18 protein-coding genes are annotated in these 21,358 nt (G+C 70.3%); 12 read left to right on the forward strand and 6 right to left on the reverse strand.

The window, feature by feature from the left end; genetic code table 11:
• Positions 1 to 97: 97 nt before the first annotated feature.
• The 8 genes from ACGH52_RS01105 (at position 98) to ACGH52_RS01140 (ending at position 8,708) form a co-directional block, all read left to right on the forward strand.
• Positions 98 to 1,375 (forward strand): ABC transporter substrate-binding protein, encoded by a 1,278-nt coding sequence (locus ACGH52_RS01105; protein WP_399936841.1) that lies wholly within the window; start codon positions 98 to 100, stop codon positions 1,373 to 1,375.
• The gene (locus tag ACGH52_RS01110) at positions 1,372 to 2,304 is read left to right on the forward strand and encodes a carbohydrate ABC transporter permease (RefSeq protein ID WP_399936843.1); all 933 of its coding nucleotides are present in this window, start codon (positions 1,372 to 1,374) and stop codon (positions 2,302 to 2,304) included. The genes ACGH52_RS01105 and ACGH52_RS01110 overlap by 4 nt, the downstream gene beginning before the upstream one ends.
• A 2-nt stretch (positions 2,305 to 2,306) precedes the next feature.
• Positions 2,307 to 3,266, forward strand: a complete 960-nt coding sequence (locus ACGH52_RS01115; protein ID WP_399936844.1) for a carbohydrate ABC transporter permease — start codon at positions 2,307 to 2,309, stop codon at positions 3,264 to 3,266.
• 1 nt (position 3,267) lies between these two features.
• Entirely contained in the window at positions 3,268 to 5,286 is a 2,019-nt protein-coding gene (locus ACGH52_RS01120) for a hypothetical protein (RefSeq protein ID WP_399936846.1), read from the forward strand.
• Positions 5,283 to 6,098: a ribonuclease activity regulator RraA gene (locus tag ACGH52_RS01125; RefSeq protein ID WP_399936847.1), complete on the forward strand. Its 816-nt coding sequence runs from the start codon at positions 5,283 to 5,285 to the stop codon at positions 6,096 to 6,098. The genes ACGH52_RS01120 and ACGH52_RS01125 overlap by 4 nt, the downstream gene beginning before the upstream one ends.
• On the forward strand, positions 6,077 to 7,018 hold the full coding sequence (locus ACGH52_RS01130; RefSeq protein ID WP_399936848.1) for an aldo/keto reductase: 942 nt from the start codon (positions 6,077 to 6,079) through the stop codon (positions 7,016 to 7,018). Before ACGH52_RS01125 ends, ACGH52_RS01130 begins: the two co-directional genes overlap by 22 nt.
• A gap of 64 nt (positions 7,019 to 7,082) precedes the next feature.
• On the forward strand, positions 7,083 to 7,865 hold the full coding sequence (locus ACGH52_RS01135; RefSeq protein WP_399936850.1) for an SDR family NAD(P)-dependent oxidoreductase: 783 nt from the start codon (positions 7,083 to 7,085) through the stop codon (positions 7,863 to 7,865).
• A gap of 9 nt (positions 7,866 to 7,874) precedes the next feature.
• Positions 7,875 to 8,708, forward strand: coding sequence for an amidohydrolase family protein (locus ACGH52_RS01140; protein WP_399936852.1), 834 nt, complete (start codon positions 7,875 to 7,877; stop codon positions 8,706 to 8,708).
• Between the two features lie 130 nt (positions 8,709 to 8,838).
• Here the strand turns inward: ACGH52_RS01140 and ACGH52_RS01145 are convergent, their stop codons facing one another.
• Positions 8,839 to 11,781 carry a SpoIIE family protein phosphatase gene (locus ACGH52_RS01145; RefSeq protein ID WP_399936854.1) on the reverse strand — a complete coding sequence of 981 codons (2,943 nt, stop codon included), beginning with the start codon at positions 11,779 to 11,781 and terminating at the stop codon, positions 8,839 to 8,841.
• A 128-nt stretch (positions 11,782 to 11,909) separates the two neighbouring features.
• Complete coding sequence (locus ACGH52_RS01150; RefSeq protein ID WP_399936856.1) at positions 11,910 to 12,347, reverse strand: cupin domain-containing protein; 438 nt, start codon at positions 12,345 to 12,347, stop codon at positions 11,910 to 11,912.
• A 258-nt stretch (positions 12,348 to 12,605) separates the two neighbouring features.
• Between ACGH52_RS01150 and ACGH52_RS01155 the strand changes: the two genes are divergently transcribed.
• Together ACGH52_RS01155 and ACGH52_RS01160 are read left to right on the forward strand one after the other, a co-directional pair.
• Positions 12,606 to 13,910, forward strand: a complete 1,305-nt coding sequence (locus ACGH52_RS01155; protein WP_399936858.1) for a CynX/NimT family MFS transporter — start codon at positions 12,606 to 12,608, stop codon at positions 13,908 to 13,910.
• Between the two features lie 81 nt (positions 13,911 to 13,991).
• The gene (locus tag ACGH52_RS01160; RefSeq protein ID WP_399936860.1) at positions 13,992 to 14,450 is read left to right on the forward strand and encodes a universal stress protein; all 459 of its coding nucleotides are present in this window, start codon (positions 13,992 to 13,994) and stop codon (positions 14,448 to 14,450) included.
• 219 nt (positions 14,451 to 14,669) lie between these two features.
• On the opposite strand, the gene ACGH52_RS01165 is transcribed toward ACGH52_RS01160, so the two are convergent.
• Complete coding sequence (locus ACGH52_RS01165; protein ID WP_399936861.1) at positions 14,670 to 15,737, reverse strand: ferritin-like protein; 1,068 nt, start codon at positions 15,735 to 15,737, stop codon at positions 14,670 to 14,672.
• A gap of 338 nt (positions 15,738 to 16,075) precedes the next feature.
• Between ACGH52_RS01165 and ilvC the strand changes: the two genes are divergently transcribed.
• Positions 16,076 to 17,074: a ketol-acid reductoisomerase gene (ilvC, locus tag ACGH52_RS01170; RefSeq protein ID WP_007444763.1), complete on the forward strand. Its 999-nt coding sequence runs from the start codon at positions 16,076 to 16,078 to the stop codon at positions 17,072 to 17,074.
• 18 nt (positions 17,075 to 17,092) lie between these two features.
• Here the strand turns inward: ilvC and ACGH52_RS01175 are convergent, their stop codons facing one another.
• The 3 genes from ACGH52_RS01175 to ACGH52_RS01185 all read right to left on the reverse strand — a co-directional run bounded on the left by ACGH52_RS01175 (position 17,093) and on the right by ACGH52_RS01185 (position 20,319).
• Complete coding sequence (locus tag ACGH52_RS01175; protein ID WP_121702583.1) at positions 17,093 to 18,511, reverse strand: sugar porter family MFS transporter; 1,419 nt, start codon at positions 18,509 to 18,511, stop codon at positions 17,093 to 17,095.
• A gap of 143 nt (positions 18,512 to 18,654) precedes the next feature.
• On the reverse strand, positions 18,655 to 19,479 hold the full coding sequence (locus ACGH52_RS01180) for a hypothetical protein (RefSeq protein ID WP_399936864.1): 825 nt from the start codon (positions 19,477 to 19,479) through the stop codon (positions 18,655 to 18,657).
• Between the two features lie 36 nt (positions 19,480 to 19,515).
• Positions 19,516 to 20,319 carry an SDR family oxidoreductase gene (locus ACGH52_RS01185; RefSeq protein ID WP_399936866.1) on the reverse strand — a complete coding sequence of 268 codons (804 nt, stop codon included), beginning with the start codon at positions 20,317 to 20,319 and terminating at the stop codon, positions 19,516 to 19,518.
• Positions 20,320 to 20,513: 194 nt separating this feature from the next.
• Here ACGH52_RS01185 and ACGH52_RS01190 point away from each other — a divergent pair, with 194 nt between their 5' ends.
• Complete coding sequence (locus tag ACGH52_RS01190; RefSeq protein ID WP_399936867.1) at positions 20,514 to 21,347, forward strand: GNAT family N-acetyltransferase; 834 nt, start codon at positions 20,514 to 20,516, stop codon at positions 21,345 to 21,347.
• The last annotated feature ends 11 nt before the right edge of the window (positions 21,348 to 21,358 follow it).

Genomic DNA, 21,358 nt, shown 5'->3' on the forward strand with positions numbered 1-21,358 from the left:
CGATGATCGTGTGTCTGTGGTTGCAGGCTCTTGACAACCACGTAACAGGAGTCATCATATCGCCTATCGATAGAACATAATCGATAGGGAGGGCGACATGGCCCGGAGAAGATCCATCAACGCTGCGGTAGGCATCCTGTTGGGCCTGGCCCTGACCACCGCGTGCGGCGGCAGTGGCGGGTTCGAGGCTGACTCGGCCGCCGACCCGGACTCGGGTGCCACCGGCACCGTACGGATGCTGGTGAACATCACACCGAATCTGACCAAGGGGTACTGGCGGGAGCTGGTCGCTCCCTTCGAGAAGGCCAACCCCGGAATCAAGGTACAGATCGACTCGCCCACGGCCGCCGACGGCACCGTGGACAGCACACTTCAGCAACTGCTGGCGGCGGGCAACGCCCCCGACGTCGTCGAGGGCTCGCACAACGACAAGGTCCTCCCCTATCTCAGGGACCTGTCCGAGCTGAGCTGGGCGGCCGACGCGCCCATGGCGGACGCCCAGCGACTGGACGGCCACCTGTACGACGTGGCGATCGGACAGCAGGTCCAGTCCCTCGTCTTCTACAACAAGAAGGCCTTCAAGGAGGCCGGCGTCGCCAAGCCGCCCGCCACCATGCAGGAACTGACGGCGGCGATGCGGAAGCTCAAGTCCGCCGGGTACCTGCCCATGCAGACGGCCGGAGAGTGGGTCACGCAGGCACAGGTCATGATGCTCTTCGCACCGACCGTCACCACCGGCGAGCCCGACTGGTTCAAGCAGGCCTCCGCCGGCAAGCGCTCCCTGAGCACCGACCTCGGCCCGGCCATGAACCTGTACAAGGACTGGCTGGACAAGGGCTATCTCGACAAGCAGGCCCTGGGCACCAAGTACGCCGACGCGGAGACCGAGTTCCTGTCCGGCAAGGCCGCGATGTACCCGATGGGCTGCTGGTTCGTGGCGGCCGAGGCACAGGCGAAGAAGGACTTCGAGGTCGGCGTCTTTCCCTCGCCCCAGCTCAACGACGCCTCCACCCCGAGACTCTCGGTGACCCCCGGGGCCAACTACCGGATCTTCAAGGCCGGCAAGCACCAGAAGGCCTCGGAGAAGCTCGTCCAGTTCCTGACCACCGACCGCGCCGCCGTGGCCGGCCAGCTCAAGCAGGACTCCTCGTTCCGCACCGGCTACCCCTACAAGCTCTCCCCGCTGGCCGACGAGGTGCAGGCGCTCCTCGACAAGTCCACCAACCACCAGGCCATCGCCGGCAGTGGCGAGTACCAGATGCCGACCGGCTTCGAGGCCGAGCAGAACAAGCAGGTGCAGAGCCTCTACACCGGCGGCGACGCCGCCGACGGGCTGAAGAACGTGGACACCTGGCTGAAGGCGCACACGAGATGAGTCTGCCCACCACCACCCGGCCGGCGCGGGCCGTGCGCGACCTGTTCGCCACCGCCCGCGGCCGGGACCGGCTGACGGGGCTGCTCATGACCGCTCCCGCAGTCGCGCTCTTCCTCGTCATGATGGTCGTGCCCCTGGTGCTGTCCGGCTATCTCAGCCTGACCGACTGGGACGGCTACACGGCACACCCCTCGATGGTGGGACTCGACCACTACCGCGCCCTCCTGGACGATCCGGAGGTCCGGCAGGCGGCCTGGATCACGGTGCTGCTGGCGGTGATCGGCACCCTCGCCGTCAACGCCGTGGGACTCGCCCTGGCCCTCGCCATCTCCACTCCCAGCCGCACCAACACCGTGCTGCGGACCGTCTTCTTCTACCCGTACGTCATCAGTGCGCTGATCATCGGCTTCCTCTGGTCGGCGCTGCTGTCCACCAACGGCGCGGTCAACAGCGTGCTGCGCTCCGCCGGGCACGCCGGACTGCCGTTCCTGTCCCAGCCCGGCTGGGCGCTGGCGAGCCTGATCGCGGTCGTGGTGTGGTCCGGCTTCGGATTCACCCTCGTGCTGTACATCGCCGGACTGCACACCGTCCCCGCCTCGCTGCTCGAAGCCGCCCGGATCGACGGGGCCGGCCGGTGGCGGACCCTGCGCAGTGTGACCCTGCCGATGATCGCGCCGGTCGTCACCGTCAACATCGTGCTGACCCTGGTGACCCTGCTGCGCTCCTACGACCTGGTGCTCTCCCTGACCGGAGGCGGTCCCGCCGGCTCCACCCAGACCGCCGCCTATCTGATCCTGGCCCAGTCGTTCCAGAACAACGCCCTGGGGTACGGCTCCGCCCAGTCGATGGTGCTGACGGTGGTGACCGGCATCGCCGCCTTGGCGATCACCTTCCTGCGGCGCCGCGCCGACGAGAGAGCGGGGGCCTGACCATGCCCACCGAACCCACCACCAGCCCGCGCCGGGCCGTCCTCGGCCCGGTGGCCCCCGCCGCTGCTCCGGACAAGGGACCGCCGCGCCCGGCACCCACCTCACGGCCGCGACGCCGCGACCGCGGCACCGTACCGGGAAGCTCGCTGTGGCGGCTGCCCCTGCTCCTCGTGTCCGCCTCGTTCATGGTGATCCCGCTGTGGCTGCTGGTCGTCAACGCCTTCAAGTCGGAGCAGGACATCCGCGAATCCCCGTTCGGTCTGCCGCTGAACCGGCTGAGCCTGCGGCCGCTGCGCGACGCGCTCTCCAACCCGGACTTCGACGTCGTACGGGCCTACGGGATCACCCTGCTGTTCGTACTGCTCGTCAACGTCCTGTCCCTGCTGGTGTCCGCCCCGGTGTCGTACGTGATCGCCCGTGGCACCACCCGGTGGCACACGGCACTGCTGCTGCTCTTCGTCGCCGGTACGTTCGTCCCCAGCCAGGTTCTGCTGATCCCGGTCGTCTACGTCCTCAAGTACCTCGGACTGATGGGCACCATCCCCGGCTTCGTGCTCTTCGAGACGGCGCTGACCCTGCCCGTGTCGGTGTTCCTGTACAGCGCCTACATCCGGACCATCCCCAGGGAACTGGACCAGGCCGCGTCCGTGGACGGCCTGGGACGACTGCGGACCTTCCAGCTCGTCGTGCTGCCGTTGATGCGGCCCATGGTGGCCACCGCGGTGATCCTGCACAGTCTCAGCGTGTGGAACGACTTCGCCAACCCCCAGATCATCCTCGGACCCGGCAGCGGCCTCTACACCGTCACCACCGGGGTGTACGCCGCGGTCGGCAAGTACTCGACGCACTACGCCGTGGTCTTCCCCAACCTGCTCCTCGCCGTCGCGCCGGCACTCGCCTTCTTCGCGATCATGCAGCGGCACATCATCAGCGGCCTGACCTCCGGCGCCCTGAAGGGCTGACATGAACGCACGACACGGCATACCCGCCACCGGGGAGAGGTCCGTCGGGACTTCGCCGTCCGGCGGCACGCCCCCCGAAACCCGCCCCACCGAGATCACCGCCACCCTGCCCACCGGGCCGCCGCCCGCCTGGGCCGTGCTGCAACGCCACCTCTTCGACGAACTCGACGGAGCCTGGCGGCTGTTCAGCGACCGATACACCGAACCCGACGGCCGGCTGCGCTTCTCCGGCACCATCCCCGACCGGGACGGCGCCGACGACTTCTACGAGGCGTTCTTCAACTGGCCCGCCCTCTACCGCCTGGGCGGAGCCGACGACCTGCTGCCCGCGGTCAAGCGCCACTGGGAAGGGGTCACCGCACAACTGACCGAACTGGGCCTGTACCGGAACGAGTTCGAGCGCGGCTACGACTGGTTCCATCAGGGCGAGGCCCTGCTGATGTTCTACGGCATCTGCGCCGCCGACCCTGCCGACCAGCGCTTCCGCGGCCGGGCCCGGCGCTTCGCCGAGCAGTACCTCCCGGACAGCGCGACCGGCAACTACGACCCCGCCACCAGGGCCCTGCGCGCCCCGCACAACGGGTCGGACGGCCCCCGGACCGGCCTCGGCCCCCAGTGGGACGACCGGTTCGGGCACGAGCAGCGGGGCATGCGCCCCTACGGGCTGCCCCTGCGCGACATCCCCGGCATCACGTCCTGGGACGACCTGGCCGACGAGGACAACGCCGTGCGGATGGGCCACGCGATGCGCGACCGGCTCGGCCGCGGCGACACCGCCGTCGACCTGGCGGCCACGGCGCTCGTCGTCAACGCCTGGTTGTACGACCACGACCCGCGCCTGGCGGACTGGGTCCTGGAATACGTGGACGCCTGGCGGGAACGCGCGGCCGCCGCCGGCGCCATGCCCGACAACGTCGGACCCTCCGGCGAGGTCGGTGAGGACCACGGGGGCCGCTGGTACGGCGGACACTACGGCTGGACCTGGCCGCACGGCGTGCACTCGATCGGCGCGGCGACGCTGGTCGGAGCCATCAGTGCCGGCATGCTCGGCCGCGCCGACGCCCGGCTGGACCTCGCCCGGCGGCCCCTGGACCAGGTCTGGGAGCAGCGTCGCACCGCCATGCCGTACGACACCGGCGCGACCCGCCGCCCCGGCTGGGCCCACGCCCTCGGCCTGGGTGAGGGAAGGACCGTCAACGCGCTGCCGACCCGGGTCGGCCCGGAGGGATGGTTCGACCACCAACCCGCCCAGGTCGCCTACTGGACCTGGCTGTGGTGGTTCGGCATGCGCGACGAGGACCGCGCCCGTCTGGACCAGGTCCGCGAGCACTCCGGCTACGACTGGCGGGAGGTGCACGCCTTTCGCGACAAGGAGGAGGCCGGGCACGAGGCGCCGTGGCTCGCCTATCTCGACGGCGACAACCCCGACTACCCCGAGCGGGCCCTGCGCATGGCCCTCGCGCAGGTCGCCCACCGCACCGCCCTGATGACGGCCGAGGACGCCGACACCGACGACCTCGACCTGCACAAGTGGCAGCGGGTGAACCCGGTGGTCACCGAGGTGCTCACCCAGCTGACGACCGGAGCACCGCAGACCCTCTACAACGGCGGCCTGCCGCTCGCCCGGGTGCGCTACGACGACCTGGACGCCGCCCGCCCCGGGCTCCCCTGGGACGTCGCCGCCCTCGTCGAACACCTCGACGCCTGCGGCACCACCGTGCAGTTGGTCAACCTCAGTACGGTGCACACACGCCGGCTACGGCTGCTCGCGGGGGGCTTCGGCGAGCACCTGATCACCGAGGCCCACTGGACCGGCGGCGGCGAGCACTATCCCGGCGACTCCCACGACTACCACCTGCCGACCGGCCCCGAGACCGAGCACTCTGCGCCGGTCCACGACAACGCCGTCCACATCGTCCTGCCCCCGGGGCGCCGCATCCGGCTCCGGCTGGACATGCGGCTCAACGCCCGCCCCTTCGCCCACCACACATCCCCCACGACCTTCCGGAGAACCCGATGAGCATGTCACTCCCCCGTCCCGCGGGCCACGAGGCCGACGGCGCCGCGGCTGACGCCAGGCCCGTGTGGGACCTGCCCGTGCACGGTGGCCCCTGGGACCGCCCCGACGGCGAGCTGGTGAGCAGCCTGAACCGGGTCAGCTCCGCCACCGCCTGCGCCAAGCTCCACGAACTCGGCATCCGCCGCAGCTACCTGTCCGGCCCCACCGCCCTGGAACTCGGCAACAAGATCACGGGTCCGGCCCGCACCCTCCAGTTCATGCCGCAGCGCGAGGACGTGGCCAGCGGCCTGGCCCAGGAGTACGTCGAGCGCAGCACGGCCCTGTGGGCGGTCCTCGAAGAGGTCCAGCCCGGCGACGTCCTCGTCGTCCAGGCCTACGGCAGCGCCTTCACCGGCTGCTTCGGCGACATGCTCGTGCGTTACTTCAAGCGCAAGGGCGGCGCCGGCATCGTCGTCGACGGGCGCATCCGGGACGCGCCCCGTGTCCGCGAACTCGGCGTCCCGATCTGGTGCACCGGCACCACCCCGCACTACGCCTCCCAGTCCGAGCTGTTCCCCTGGGCCTACGACGTGCCCGTGGCGGCCGGCGGTGTCCTCACCCTGCCCGGCGACCTCGTCGTCGCCGACGACGACGGCGCCGTGGTGGTCCCGGTGTCCAAGGCCCAGGAGATCGTCGACAGCGCCCTTGACCACGAGCAGTGGGAGGAGTTCAGCCGGATGCGCATCGACCAGGGCGCGCGGCTGTCGGACTACTACCCCCTGAGCCCCGACAGCAGGGAGGAGTACGAGCAGTGGCGCGCCTCGAAGAAGTGACCCCGCGCACCGGTCGCCGGCTCGCGCTGCCCCGCTTCGGCCTCGGCTGCGCCCCGATCGGCAATCTGTACCGCGAGGTGGATCCCGACGTCGCCGCGGCCACCGTCCACGCCGCCGTCGACGGCGGGGCCACGCTGATCGACACGGCTCCGCTGTACGGCGACGGCCTGTCCGAGCGACGGGTCGGCAGGGCGCTGGCCACCGTGGACCGCGCCCGGTTCCAGCTGTCCACCAAGGTCGGCTGGCAGATCGCCGAAGGCACCGAGCCCCGGCACGCGTTCGGCCGCGACGATGTCCTGCGCAGCCTCGAAGGCAGCATGGAACGTCTCGGTGTCGACCGGTTCGACATCGTGCACGTGCATGACCCCGAGGACCATCTCGACGAGGCGGTACGGCACGCCGTGCCCACGCTGCTGCGCCTGCGGGACGAAGGAGTCGTCGGCGCCGTGGGCGCCGGGATGAACCACAGCGCGCCGCTGGCGGAGCTGGTGCGCCGCACCGACCTGGACGTGGTGCTGATCGCGGGCCGCTACACACTGCTGGAGCAGCCCGCGCTGGCCGACCTGCTGCCCCTGTGCGCCGAACGGGGCGTCGGGGTGATCGCCGGTGGCGTGTTCAACTCCGGGCTGCTGGCGGACCCCCGGCCCGGCGCGCCGTACCACTACTACCCCGTACCGGACGACGTGCTGCGGCGGGCTCTGGCGCTCGACGACGTCTGCGCGCGGCACGGTGTGCCGTTGCGGGCCGCGGCCCAGCAGTTCCCGTTCGGACATCCGGCCGTGGTGTCCGTCGTCGTGGGCGCCGCGTCGCCGCATGAGGTGACGGGCAATCTCGAACTGGCCGGTCACCCGATCCCGGCCGCGATGTGGGCGGAGCTGCGCGAGGCGCACCTGCTGGACCCGGCCGTCCCGGTGCCGTGACAGGGGGCACCGGCCCACGGGCAAACACAGGACCAGGACCGACGACCATGGGGAGAGAGCACATATGACAACGAACGGTTCCGCACTACCCGGCGCGGTGCCTTTCGCCGGACTCACCGCGCTGGTCACCGGCGGTGCCTCCGGGATCGGCCTGGCCACCGCCCGGCTGCTCACCGCCCAGGGCGCCCGCGTGGCCGTCCTGGACCTGTCCGAACCGGAGCCCTCCTCCTTCGCGGCTGCCCTGCGCGCGGACATCCGCGACGACGCCTCGGTGGTGGCCGCCGTCGACGCGGCGGTCTCCCGGCTCGGCGGACTCGACATCGTGGTCAACAACGCGGGGATCGGGGCGCAGGGCGGCGTCGAGGACAACTCCGACGAGGAGTGGCACCGCGTCCTGGACACCAACGTCGTCGGCATGGTCCGGGTCACCCGGGCCGCGCTGCCCGCCCTGCGGGCCTCCGTCCACGCGGCGGTCGTCAACGTCGGCTCCATCGCGGCCACCGCCGGGCTGCCCCAACGGGTGCTGTACTCGGCCGGCAAGGGCGCCGTGGTGGCGATGACCCGGGCCATGGCCGCCGACCTGCTGCCGGAAGGAATCCGGGTCAACGCGGTCAACCCCGGTACGGCGGACACGCCTTGGATCGGCCGGCTGCTGGACCGGGCCGCCGATCCCGCCGCCGAGTACACCGCCCTGGCGGCCCGGCAGCCGCACGGCCGCCTGGTCGCCGCCGACGAGGTCGCCGCCGCGATCGCCTATCTCGCCTCGCCTGCCGCCGGGTCCACCACGGGCACGTGCCTGGCCGTGGACGGCGGCATGGACGGCCTGCGGCTGCGCAAGGAGGGGTGAGCCGGCTCCGTGCGCGTCGACGCCCATCACCACGTGTGGGACCTGGCCGTCCGCGACCTGCCGTGGACCCACGGCAGTCCGGTCCTGTACCGCACCTACACGGCCGACGACCTGCGCCCGGCCCTGCTGCGGAACGCGATCGACGCCACCGTCGTGGTGCAGACGTGTGCCGTGGCCGAGGAGACGGCGGAACTGCTGGCCCTGGCCGCCGGGGACCCGCACATGAGGGGGGTCGTCGGCTGGGCCGACCTCACCGATCCGGCCGTCGCCGACCGTCTCGCCGCGCTGCGCGAGGGTCCCGGCGGCCGGACCCTGGTGGGCCTGCGTCACCCCGTGACGGACGAGGCGGACCCGGACTGGCTCGCGCGGTCCGAGGTCCGTCGCGGTCTCCGTGCGGCCGCCGACGCGGGCCTCGTCCACGACCTGCTCGTCCACCCGGGCCAACTGCCGGCCGCGGTACGCACGGCACGGGAACTGCCCGAGGTCCGCTTCGTCCTGGACCACGCGGGCAACCCGGTGATCGACCCGGACGCGTTCGCCCTCTGGGCGGGGCACATGGCCGTTCTGGCGGCCTGCCCCAACGTCGCCGTCAAACTGTCCGGTCTGGTGACCCGCACCGCCGGGGATCCGGTCCACGCGCTGCGCCCGTTCACCGACGTGCTGCTCTCGGCCCTGGGGCCGCAGCGTCTCATGTACGGCTCGGACTGGCCGGTGTGCCTGCTGGCGGCCGGGTACGACGACGTGCTCACGCTCGCCGAGACCCTCACCGCGGGTCTCGGCACGGCGGAACGCGAGGCGGTCTTCGGGACCACGGCCGCCCGCTGGTACGGCATCGGCGCCTGACCGCCCGCCGGGCGCCGCTCCGGAACGCCCCCGGGCGCGCCTTCGCGAAGGGCTCGTCGAGCGAGCTGCCGCGACCCCGGGTCCAGGGCTGGCCCGATCGCGCCCCACCCTCGGCACGGCAGGCGTCCCGTCACGGCTCCCCGTCCCCGAAGGGCAGCGCGTCCAGATCCCCGGTGAACTCTTCGACGGCCGGGAACATCAGGCCCAGGGCTTCGGAGGGGTCCTCGCGGCGCCCCTCGGCGCCGACGAGATCCTGCTCGGTCCAGATGCACTTTCCCGTGGTGGTGTAGCGCGTTCCCCAGCGCCGGGAGAGGGCCGTGATCAGTTGCAGTCCGCGGCCTCCCTCATCGGTGTCCGTCGCCCGTCGAATGCGCGGCATGGTCAGGCTGCCGTCGTACACCTCGCAGATCAACTCCGTGTCGTACAGAAGGCGCAGGCCGATGGGGCCCTTGGCGTGACGGACGACGTTGCCCACGAGTTCGCTGACGAGAAGCTCGGTGGTGGGGATCAAGTGGTCCATCCCCCATACGGCGAGTTGCTCACGGACGTGTTGTCGTGCCAGACCGGCGGCCTTGGGGTCGTCGCCGAGCGACCACCGGGCCATCTTCTCTTCGGGCGTGGCGTGCAGACGGGCGACGAGCAGGGCCGCGTCGTCGGCTGCTTGTTGGTCGGCGGGGAGCAGACCGGCCGTCAGGGTGTCGCAGAGATGTTCCAGGTCGAAGCTCGCACCGCCCTCACCCGCCGCGGCACTGTACGCGGTGGTCAGGAGACCGGAGAGTGCCTGCATGCCCTGGTCCATCTCGCGGGCGGACGACTCCACCAGCCCGTCCGTGTAGAGCACGAGGAGGCTGCCCGCCGGTACGGTCAACTCCACCGTTTCGAACGGTGGTTCTGCCGCTCCGAGGGGCGGGTCGGGTGCCAGCTCGGGGAACTGGACACTGCCGTCCGGCAGAACGAGCGCGGGTGGCGGATGGCCCGCACGCGCGATGGAACAGACGCGTGTGGTCGGGTCGTAGAGCGCGTACAGGCAGGTGACGTACGACTCCTCGTCCATGCCACCCACGATGTCGTTGAGATGGCTCATGATCTCGTCGGGGGGCAGTTCGAGGTCGGCGAGGGTATGGACCGCGGTACGCAGTCGCCCCATCGTCGCCGCCTCCGGCAGGCCGTGCCCCATCACATCGCCCACCACGAGGGCGACTTGGCCCCCCGAGAGCGGAATGATGTCGTACCAATCGCCCCCCACGTCCATGCCCTGTCCCGCAGGGAGGTAACGGGCCGCCGCGGTGCACGCCGAGACGAAGGGCAGATCTCGTGGGAGCAGCCCGCGCTGGAGTTCGCGGGAGCGGGTGTGCTCGGCGTCGTAGAGCCTCGCCCGTTCCAGGGACTGGGCTACGAGCGCGGTGATGGTGGTCAGCAGGGTGCGTTCGTCGTCGGTGAGAAGCCGAGGACGGTCGAAGGACAGGACGCAGACGCCGAACGTGACACCCGACGCCGTCAGCGGCAGGAACGCCCAGGACTCGTGGCCCGGGCGCACCGGCAGCTCGGGGGCGTCCGGCGAGTGTGCGACGAGTTCCCCCACGGAGGACAGGAAGAGGGGAGTACCGGACGCTATGACGTCCCAGCGCGGACCGCGGGATGCCCGGGACCGGCCCTCGGCACTGCTGGGGAATCCCTCGTCGTAGCCGACCGCGCCCACCGTGTGGAGTGACTCGCCTTCCACCGTCTGCACCAGCAGCCCTACGGCCGCGAACGGTGCCAGCACGCGTGGGGCGAGGGCGTCCACGACGTCGCGCGAGGTCGTGGCCTTGGCGAGCGCGGCGGTCAGCTTCGCGACATGTGCGGCACGCTCGGACGCGGCGCGCTCGGCGGCCCGCCGCTCCTCCTGGAGGCGCCGCTTCTGCGTGACGTCGGTGATGTAGAGCGTCCGGCCGCCCGGCCCGGGGACAAGGCGCAGGTGATACCGGCGATCCTCGGGCATGCGCACGTCGAAACTGACCGGCTCTTCCGCGGCGACGGCGCTGCGGAGCCGGCTCTCCATTTCCGGTATCCGTTGCGTCGCGGCCAGGGCCCACGGGACCCGGCCGAGCAGTTCGTCCTCCGAGGAGCCCAGCACGCGCTCCGCTTCGCGATTGGCGAAGACGATCCGCCACTCGTCGTCGAACGCCAGAAACCCGTCGCTCATGTGGCGCAGGGCGCGGCTGAGCGCGTCACGCGCGGACCGGGACTCTTCGTTCTCCCAGGCGACGCCGACCAACCGGACGGGTTCACCGTGCTCGTCGTACGTCGCCCTGCCGCGCGCCCGGACCCAGCCATAAGTGCCGTCCAGGCGGCGGACGCGGTACTCCGCCTCGTACACCGTGTGGTCCCGGATCGCGCGCTCCGCTGTGCTGAGCGTCGGTGCCAGGTCGTCTGGATGAATGTTCTTCATCCAGTTCTCGACCTTCCCGACGAAGTCCGCGGCTCTGGTGCCGAACACTTCCAGAGCCGCCGCGTCCCAGCTGATACGCCCGGTACGGATGTCCCATTCCCATGAGCCGACGCTGACCTCGTGAAGCGCGTGACGCAGCCGCTCACCGCTCACCTCGGCGTGCGCCGGCCCGGCGGTCGGCGGCGCCTGGGCCATGCGCTCCTCGGTCCAGGCGGACACGGCCCTCAGGAATTCCCACTGCTGCGGCGTGGGCGCTCCACCGTCGCTCATGACGACGGAGAGCGCTCCTACGCTGCGAGCCCCGCCGGACAGCGGAACGGCGGCCAGGCCACTGCCCTGAACCGGCCCCTCCGTCGTCATGGGGGCCTCGGCTCCGGCGGGCGACCAGACGCCGCTGCCCTCGTAAAGGGCGCGGGCGGGGGCCAGTGTGCCCTCCTGGTCGATGATCTCCCAGGGAAGCGTGACGACCGACGGCAGACCCACGGCCGAAACCAGCCGCAGCGCGGACATGGGGCCGCGGAGATGGATCATTCCCCCCAGGCCGCCCAGCTCACCCACGACGTGCTGGAGCGCCAGCCTGAAGATCTCGCTCTCCGTAGTACCTGGCCCCACGGTGCCGAGCAACGCAAGCCGTGCGTTCATGGCCTAAATCTTACCGCTTCTTCGAAGATTGTTGACTTTGGAGCGGATGGAACACACACCGGTCACCATCGTCCGTCGGTCGTCAACATGGTTGGTTCGCGGAAGAGTTTGCTTCCGTGGCCGGGAGCCTACTTGGGCAGGTCGCAGCCCGGCGCGGGAGCGTCCTCGGACAGAGGCGCGCCGTGCGGCAGTACGTACAGGACGTCCAGGACGACGTCGTCCGCACCGCGGTTCTCGCCGATGTGCACGTGGTCCGCGCCCGCGGGCTCCTTCAGGAAGCTGCCCTTCTTGTATACGCCGTCCGAGGCGCAGTTGCTGTCGAAGTGGCTGAGTGTGCCCTGCTTGACGTAGGCGAGCAGGGTGCCGTCGTGGTAGTGCCATCCGGTTGCCTGACCGGCGGGGATGGTGATCTCACGGAGTACGTAGTCCCGGCCGCCCTCGGTCCACTGCGCCAGGATCGTGCCGCTGACGCCGGGCCCTCCGGGCGTGGCCTGGGCGATGCCCGGGGTCAGTGAGAGTCCGACGAGTGCGGTTCCTACGGCTGCTGCACGCAACGTGGTGCGCATGGTGATTCCCTTCGGGAGATGACTGGGTGACCGGCCGCGGGATGCCGGCGACCAGTTCACACAACACACTGTATTACCAGTGTGCCTGTCCGTGGACAGTGTGATCGCGTGACGGCCCGTCGTAACCCGTCAGCGGCCGCGCACGCGGCCGGATAGTGCACCGAAGTGGGAACATCCCATCATTCCATGAGCAACATCACACCTCACAGTGTGACTGAGAGGCGCCATGAAACATCCCATCATTCTACGATGCTGGTCATGCGCAGTGAGGAAGAACAAGTGCGCGGTCTCGGCGACCGCGACGGCATCGACACGTCCACGCCCCTCCCCGAGGATCGCGCCACGGGCCGCTCCGGACGATGGAGAGAGCGCCTGCTCGTCGCCGGACTGGTCCTGACCGCATGCAACCTGCGGCCCGCCGTCACCAGCCTCGGCCCGCTGCTGGAGGAAGTGCGGCACGGGCTCCACATGAGCGCGGCCGTCGCCGGTGTGCTCACCTCCGTCCCCGCCCTGTGCTTCTCCGTGTTCGGTGTCGCCGCTCCGCGGCTCGCCCGGCGCCTTGGCCCCGCCCGCGTGGTGGCTCTGGGCATGGCAGCCGTCGCCCTGGGCCTGATCGTGCGTCCCTGGGTCGGTTCTGCGTCCGGATTCCTGACCGCGAGCGCCCTCGCCCTCATGGGCATCGCCCTCAGCAACGTCCTGATGCCGGTCATCGTCAAGCGCTACTTCCCCGACAGGGTCGGCGCCATGACCGGTCTCTACTCGATGGCCCTCTCGCTCGGCACGGCCGTCGCCGCCGGAGTGACCGTGCCGGTGACGAGCGCCCTGGGAGGTGACTGGCGACTCGGCCTCGCGGTCTGGGGCGCCCTCGCCGTGGCGGCCGTCCTGCCCTGGCTGCCCTTCGTCCGGAAGGGCGATACGGCCGCGCTCTCCGACCCCGACCGGGCGGCCGGGGCGCGGGCGGCGGACCACCCGGTACCCCGCGTGTCACGGAGCCGCACGGCCTGGGCGCTCGCGGTCTTCATGGGGCTCCAGTCCACCGGTGCCTACATCACCATGGGCTGGCTGCCTCAGATCTACCGCGACGCGGGCCTGCCCGCCGGCACCGCGGGGCTGCTGCTGGCCGTCACCATGGCTGTGGGTGTCCCCCTCGCGTTCGCCATTCCTCGGATGGCGGCACGCCGTCCGCACCAGGGCCCGGTCGTCCTGGTCCTGGGCGTGGCGGGACTCGTCGGTTACGCCGGGCTGTACTTCGCCCCGGTGGGCGGCGCCTGGGTGTGGGCCCTCATCCTGGGCGTCGCCAACTGCACGTTCCCCCTCGCGCTGACGATGGTGAGTCTGCGGGCCAGGACCAGCACGGGCGTGGCCCAACTGTCGGCCTTCGCACAGAGCGTGGGGTACCTGCTGGCGATCCCGGGACCGATCCTCATCGGAACGCTCTACGAGCACAGTGGCGGCTGGGGTCTGCCGATCGCCGTGATGAGCGCGCTGCTCGTACCGCAGATGGCCGTCGGATACGTGGCGGGCCGCGACCGCGTCGTCGAGGACGAACTCGCCGACCGTTGACGGGGCGGGAGCGCCGCGAAGGACCGTGGCACCGCCCACACGGCCGCGCTTCCGCGGTCGTAGACGAAGAGGAAGAAGCCCATGTTCAAACGCATACTCGTTGCCGTCGATTCCAGCCCCACCCGTCTGTCCACCGTTCGCTCGGCCGCCGCGGTGGCCCGGCTGACGGGTGCCAGCGTCCGGGTGCTGCACGTCGCCGCGTCCGCTGCCACGTTTGCCGCTGTCGTTCCCCTGGAGGACGACACCGAAGCCGAGTCCGTGCTCGACGAAGCGGTTGGCATGCTGCGCCGGAGCGGGGTCGCGGCCGAAGGAGTCATGGTCCATGCGCTCACCACTCAGATCGCCGGTGTGATCTCCGAAACCGCGGCCGAGTGGAAGGCGGACCTCTTGGTCCTGACACCGCACCACCGCGACATGTTCGGCGCCCTGTGGGACCCCCGGGTGAGCGACGCCGTCGTCCACGCGGGGCGCACCGCCGTGCTCCTGGTGCCCGAGGGCGACGGGAACGATGCGGCCGAACTGCCGCTGGCAGGCCGGTAGGCCCGGTCCCAGCCGTCCAGCACCCCGCGCACGCCGACGCGCGACCGAGCAGTACCCGGTCGCGCGTCGGTCAGGCAGGTCCGGCTCCGCCGTCCGGTCGGTCGTGGCGGAAGCTCGTCGAGGGTGGGACGACGGGCTCATCGAGCGCCGTCGGCGAGAAGAGGGCGGCGCACCGGGAACCATAGGGCGATCCGGGCGGTAGCGAAGCAGGGGGCAGTGCTAGGACCGGTCCTCGGGTGCGACGTAGTCGAACGTCGGGCCTGCGGCCTGGCCGTCGTCGTCTTGGAGTGCCATCAGGCCCTGCGCCTGCGCCTTGAGTGCGTACATGGTGCCCACGGACATCCCCAGCATCGCCGGATTGCCGTTGAACGCCTGCTCCAGCATCTCGAGTGTCTTGCAGTAGGTCTGGTTGAACACTTCCTGCGCGGCTCGGATCGCGCTGCCCTCGGGGTGGTCCGCCAACCGCGGGTTGGGCCGCACAGGACGGATGCCGGCCTCGTCAACGGTCACCGCCTCGCCGGTGGGGCCGGAGTCGGGCGTGTCACCGGCCTGGTAGCGCCGCCCCAGCGCGAGTTCCTGGAAGCGGTAGTAGTGGGAGACCGCCTGGGTCCCGGCGTGGAACAGGTCCTTGTCGCCGTCCCAGACCTCGGCACGGGAGGCACCTTCACCCTGCTCGACGATCTCCTCCAGGGCGGCGAGCGCAGAGCCGAGGTCGGTCACCGGGGCGAGACGCCCCGCCGTGTGGACGAAGGGGCCGCCGGCGACCTGACGGGCCGGGTCCCCGACGAAGACCTGGTCCTCGCCCAGTTCGGCGCACAGGTGCCGCAGGCCCCTCTCGATCGCGTCGTAGAACTGGCCGATGGTCTCGTAGTGATCCCCCTCGGCCGGGTCGCCGGGGTGAGCCGGCTGTTCCAGGCGCAGAAACAGCCTGAGCGCCTCCTGGCCGAACGGCAGAAGGGACAACTCGATGGACGGGTCGGCGTGCGGCATCGTCCGTGGGTGGGGCGGCAGCATGTGGGGAGCGTCGAGGACAGGTCGGCCGCCGACCGCGTTGAGCAGGTTGGCCGCCAGCGCGAGGTGGATCATCTCCTCGACGAAGACACCGCTGATGAGCTGTACGGCGTCCGCGTTCCGCTCCGCGTCCAGCGAGTAGAGGGCTGTCAGATACGGAGGCAGCGTGGAGTGCTCAACCTCGATGGCCCATTGCAGGTGCCTGCGCAGATCGTCCAGCGTCGCGATGCCGGTCGCCGATGCGGTGTCGGGCGTGTCGGTCTGGTCCTGAGACATGGGGGGGCTCATTTCGGTGTCGTAGCGCAAGGCGCCCCGGCCGCCGGGCATCGCGGGAGCCGACGGAACGGGGACGCCGTTGGGGTCGCTGCTCTGACCGCCGAAGCCGGACATATGTGACACGGACCCGGGACTCCGCAGGGCGTTCACACTGTCTCCAGCACGCCACCTGCTCATTTCGATGCACTGTGCAGGTGAGATAGTGTCATGCTCATCGGCCGGCGGGTGGACGTGCCCTTGTTCCCGGCCCCGTTCCGCTGGTCACGATCTCTGGCCCGAGCCCCTCTGGGCCTGTTCCTCCGTCCCCCGCTCGGGGAGCTGTTCGAAAGGTGTGCCTCATGGCTGAGCTGTTCTACGACGCCGACGCCGACCTGTCCATCATCCAGGGCCGCAAGGTCGCGGTCATCGGGTACGGCAGCCAGGGCCACGCCCACGCCCTGTCGCTGCGCGACTCCGGTGTCGACGTGCGCGTCGGTCTGCACGAGGGCTCGAAGTCCAAGGCCAAGGCCGAGGAGCAGGGCCTGCGCGTGGTGAGCCCGTCCGAGGCCGCCGCCGAGGCCGACGTCATCATGATCCTCGTCCCGGACCCGATCCAGGCCGAGGTCTACGAGAAGGACATCAAGGACAACCTGAAGGACGGCGACGCGCTGTTCTTCGGCCACGGCCTGAACATCCGCTACGGCTTCATCAAGCCGCCGGCCGGCGTGGACGTCTGCATGGTCGCCCCCAAGGGCCCGGGGCACCTGGTGCGCCGTCAGTACGAGGAAGGCCGCGGCGTCCCCTGCATCGCCGCCGTCGAGCAGGACGCCACGGGCAACGGCTTCGCGCTGGCCCTGTCGTACGCGAAGGGCATCGGCGGCACCCGCGCCGGCGTCATCAAGACGACCTTCACCGAGGAGACCGAGACCGACCTCTTCGGCGAGCAGGCCGTCCTGTGCGGTGGCACCGCGGCGCTGGTGAAGGCGGGCTTCGAGACCCTGACCGAGGCCGGTTACCAGCCGGAGATCGCCTACTTCGAGTGCCTGCACGAGCTGAAGCTGATCGTGGACCTCATGTACGAGGGCGGCCTGGAGAAGATGCGCTGGTCGATCTCCGAGACCGCCGAGTGGGGCGACTACGTCACCGGCCCGCGGATCATCACCGACGCCACCAAGGCCGAGATGAAGAAGGTCCTCGCCGAGATCCAGGACGGCACCTTCGCCAAGAACTGGATGGACGAGTACCACGGCGGTCTGAAGAAGTACAACGAGTACAAGAAGCAGGACTCCGAGCACCTCCTGGAGACCACCGGCAAGGAGCTGCGCAAGCTCATGAGCTGGGTCGACGAAGAGGCGTGACATGCCGGGCAGGCCGGGTCAGCCCATCTCCTCCAGGGCCTTGCCCTTGGTCTCCTTCACGAACTTCAGGACGAAGGGGATGGAGAGGGCGGCGAAGACCGTGTAGATCACGTAGGTGCCGGAGAGGTTCCACTCGGCCAGCGACGGGAAGCTCGCGGTGATGGCCCAGTTGGCGATCCACTGCGCGGAGGCGGCCACGCCCAGGGCGGCGGCACGCAGCCGGTTGGGGAACATCTCGCCGAGGAAGACCCAGACGACCACACCCCAGGACAGGGCGAAGAAGAGGACGAAGACGTGGGCGGCGATCAGGGCGACCCAGCCCTGGGTGGCCGGGAGCTTGCCGTCGACCAGGTCGAAGGAGAAGGCCCAGGCCTCCAGCGCCAGTCCGATCACCATGCCGACGGAGCCGATCAGGGCGAGCGGCTTGCGGCCGACGCGGTCCACGAAGATCATCGCGATCACGGTGCCGATGATGTTGATGATCGACGTCGTGAACGAGTAGAAGAAGGAGTCGGTGGGGTCGACGCCGACCGACTGCCACAGCGTCGAGGAGTAGTAGAACGCGACATTGATGCCGACGAACTGCTGGAAGACCGACAGGCCGATACCGATCCAGACGATCGGCTTGAAGAAGAAGCTGCCGCCGAGCAGCTCCTTGAAGCTGGCCTTCTCCTCGCGGTGCATCGCGTGCTCGATCTCGCCGATGCGGGCGTCGAGGTCGACCTCCTTGCCCTCGACCTCTTCGAGGATCTTCTTGGCCTTCTCGTGCTTGCCGACCGAGATCAGGAAGCGGGGGGACTCCGGGATGGCGAAGGACAGCAGGCCGTACAGGACGGCCGGGATCACCATGACGCCGAGCATGACCTGCCAGGCCTCCAGGCCCATCAGCTCACCGCGCTGGTCACCACCGGCGGCGTTCAGCAGCCCCCAGTTGACCAGCTGGGAGACGGCGATGCCGATGACGATCGCGGCCTGCTGGAAGGAGCCGAGCCGGCCGCGGTAGGCGGGCGGGGACACCTCGGCGATGTAGGCGGGGCCGATCACCGAGGCCATGCCGATGGCGAAGCCGCCGATGACACGCCACATCGCCAGGTCCCACAGCGCGAAGGGCAGCGCGGAGCCGATGGCGCTCACGGTGAACAGGACCGCCGCGATCTGCATGCACCGGATGCGGCCGATCCGGTCGGCGATGCGGCCCGCGGTCGCGGCACCGATGGCACAGCCGATCAGCGCGATCGCGATGACCTGCGCCAGCACCGCCGAACCGACGTCGTAGCGGTGCCGGATCGCCTCGACCGCGCCATTGATCACGGAACTGTCGTAACCGAACAGGAAACCGCCCATCGCGGCCGCCGCCGCGATGAAGATGACGTGCCCGAGATGATCGGGATGAGCCGTCCTGGCTCCTGAACTGGGTGCCTGCGATGTGCTGGCCACGTGAACTCCTCGGGCTACCGGCTCCGGGGCCGGTCCGGTATGGGCGAACTCTCGTCCCTAAAGACCGCCTTCGCCCGACCGATGTGACAGATATACCCCTGTTTGTGCGATATGTGCCGTCGCCAGCCTTCCGAAGGACGGACTCAGCTCCAGTAGTCGCTCAGTCGATCGGTGCGGGACAGTTCACGCTGCTCCCGCGGGGTCAACGGGCGCGGGGCGGCGGCCGCTTCGACGGCCTTGACCGCGCCCTCGCTCAGTACTCCCCCGGCGCGCAGTTCCTCAAGGAGCCGGGACAGGGCGTCGGTGTGGGCCGCGATCTGTTCCAGAGCCCGGTCCAGCCGCGGCCGGGCTGCGAGGTCCAGCGCAGAGGGTGCCGTTTCGGGGCTGCCCTCGTCGCCGACGAGTTCCAGGAGGTGGCGTCGGCCTCCCTCCTCGGTCCGTTGCCACACACAGCGCCCGAAGCGCATGCGCACCGGTGTGTCGCTGATGCCCCGGCGCGTGACGTCGTACCAGGCGCCGGGCTCCCTGAGGAGTTCCTCCAAGTGCTCGTCGTCCTCACCGTCCAGCTCCGCGACGACCGTCGCCATGATGGTGTCCTCGTCGGCCCGTTCCCTGTACATGCCTGGGACGATGCGCAATCCCTCGACCTCGAGAGCTTCGGCATGCAGGATCTCGACCTCCTGGATCTCGATCCGGTAGACGTAGATCTCGGGCCGGCGGCCCTGGGAGGATGCGGTCCAGCCCTCCGAGACGCGCCACGCCGCGTCGCTCCCTTGCAGGTGGTCTCCGTCCGGCGTAACGGCCGCCTTGAGTTCGGCGTCCAGCTCCTGGTGCCGCTCGTCGGGTACGTGCAGTTGCAGGGCGTACCGGCGCAGGGGCCGACCGCTGTGGGCGGAGTTGACAGGAGGCAGTTCGGCGGCCGTGATCTCGCGGAACGCGCCGAGCAGCGTGAGGTTGAGGGTCGTCATCAGCGGTTCTCTCTCGTGCCGTTCGTGTCGTCGGGGTCAGGAGGTGGTGTCCGGCGCGGGCCGGCCGGCGAACCATTCCCGGTAGGTGGTTCGCGCGATGAACGCGTCTGGGCCCGGCAGCAGGTCCCGGAGCCGGAGCCGCGCTCCGTAGAAGGGACTGAGGACGTCCGTACGGACCTTCCGGTACTCCGCCTCCGTCAGCAGGGCCGTGCGCACGAAGGCGTCCAGCCGGAACTGCTCGGGGCCCGCGATCTCACGGACTCCGTTGAGGGGCCGTGTCACGGCGGTGTGCGCCAGCAGGGTCGCCACGTCAGTGAGGGAGACCGGACGCACCTCGGCGGGCGGAACCCACACGATCCAGTCCTCGGTGGCCGCGGTCGCGATGTCTTCCGCCGCGTCGAAGGTCTGTGTGGCGCGGAGGATGGAGTACGGGAGCCCGGACCGCCGGACCATGGCCTCCCGGTTCCTGAGCGCCCGGAACACCCCCTCGCTGCCGATACGGTCCACGCCGACGACGGAGAGGCACACATGGTGACGGACGCCGGCGGCGGCCCCGGCTCTGAGGAGTTCACCAGTGGATCCGGCCCAGGAGTCCACGAGGGCCGCCTCGTCCACGACCAGACCGTGATCCTCCGAGAGGCTGCCGATGTCGGCGGACGGCTGATGAGCGAGGTCGACCACCACGGAACAGCCCCGCAGTGCCTCGGCGATCTCGTCGGAGATGGGCGCGCGCGGGTCGCCGGGGGCCTGGACGAGGGCGACCTCATGTCCGTGGTCCCTGACCCAGAGCGCGGTCTCGACGCCCATGAGGCCTCCACCGTCGACCACCACGACCTTCATACGAATAACCCTCCTGGCCTTGTGCCACCGACCGGACCGTGCGAGCAGCCACGGGCCGGTGTCGGTGCGTCCACCGGCGATCGGCTGAGCGTTTGACCGGACGGGTGGCCGATGTGTGACACGGAGAACGCCCCGGGGGCGGTGATGGCTCACACTGTGCGGGACGACATCACAATGTGAAGGGAACAGTGTCAATGGACTCGACCAGCACGGCCGGTACGTCGCACGACACAGTGCGGATCCATGACGGCATGGCGGCCTCGCCAGCCATGGGGTCCGTGTTCGCCAACTTCCGCCAATACCTCATGGGATGGGGCGCCGCGGACCGCCCGGACCTCGGTGTCGACCTCTTTCGCAGCGGCCTGGCGGCCCCGCAGTTCAACGGCGTGGTGCGCGTACGGTCCGCGGCCAGGACGGACGTGGCGGCCGTCCGCAGGGAGCTGGCAGGAGTTCCCTGGTGGTGGTGGGTGGGGCCGGACAGCCCCGAGGAGACCGCGGATGTCCTGAGGCACCACGGTGGACGACAGCTCACCGTCATGCCGGTGATGGTGCGGCCGCTCGGCGACCCGGTCGCCGGGCACGACCGGCCGGACGACGACGCACGTACTCGGTCCGGCCTGCGCGTGGAGCCGGTTCGGGACGGCGGGCGACTGCGGGATCTCGTACGGACGTACCGGACGTCCATGGGTATCGGCCCGGGGCCGGAGGCCGGGATGGTACGCGCCGAGTCGCAGCGTGGGGACAACGCGGACATCGTCCGGCTGGCCGCGGTGCTGGACGGCCGAGTGGTCGGGACAACCGTACTGATCACCGCGCATTCCGTGGCCGGGATCTTCCTCGTACACGTGGCCGCGGAGCTGCGCCGACAGGGGGTCGCGACGGCGTTGACGTCCGCCGCGCTCCGGGTGGGGCGAGAGCGCGGGATGCACTTCGCCGCGCTCGTGGCCAGCCCCGCCGGGGAACCGTTGTACCGACGGTTCGGCTTCACGGCGGCGTACCGGTACCGTCTCTTCGACTTCCCGGACTGAACCAGAACGAG

It is taken from the genome of Streptomyces sp. BBFR25 (genome assembly GCF_044590125.1).
GTDB classification, from domain to species: Bacteria; Actinomycetota; Actinomycetes; order Streptomycetales; family Streptomycetaceae; genus Streptomyces; species Streptomyces canus_D.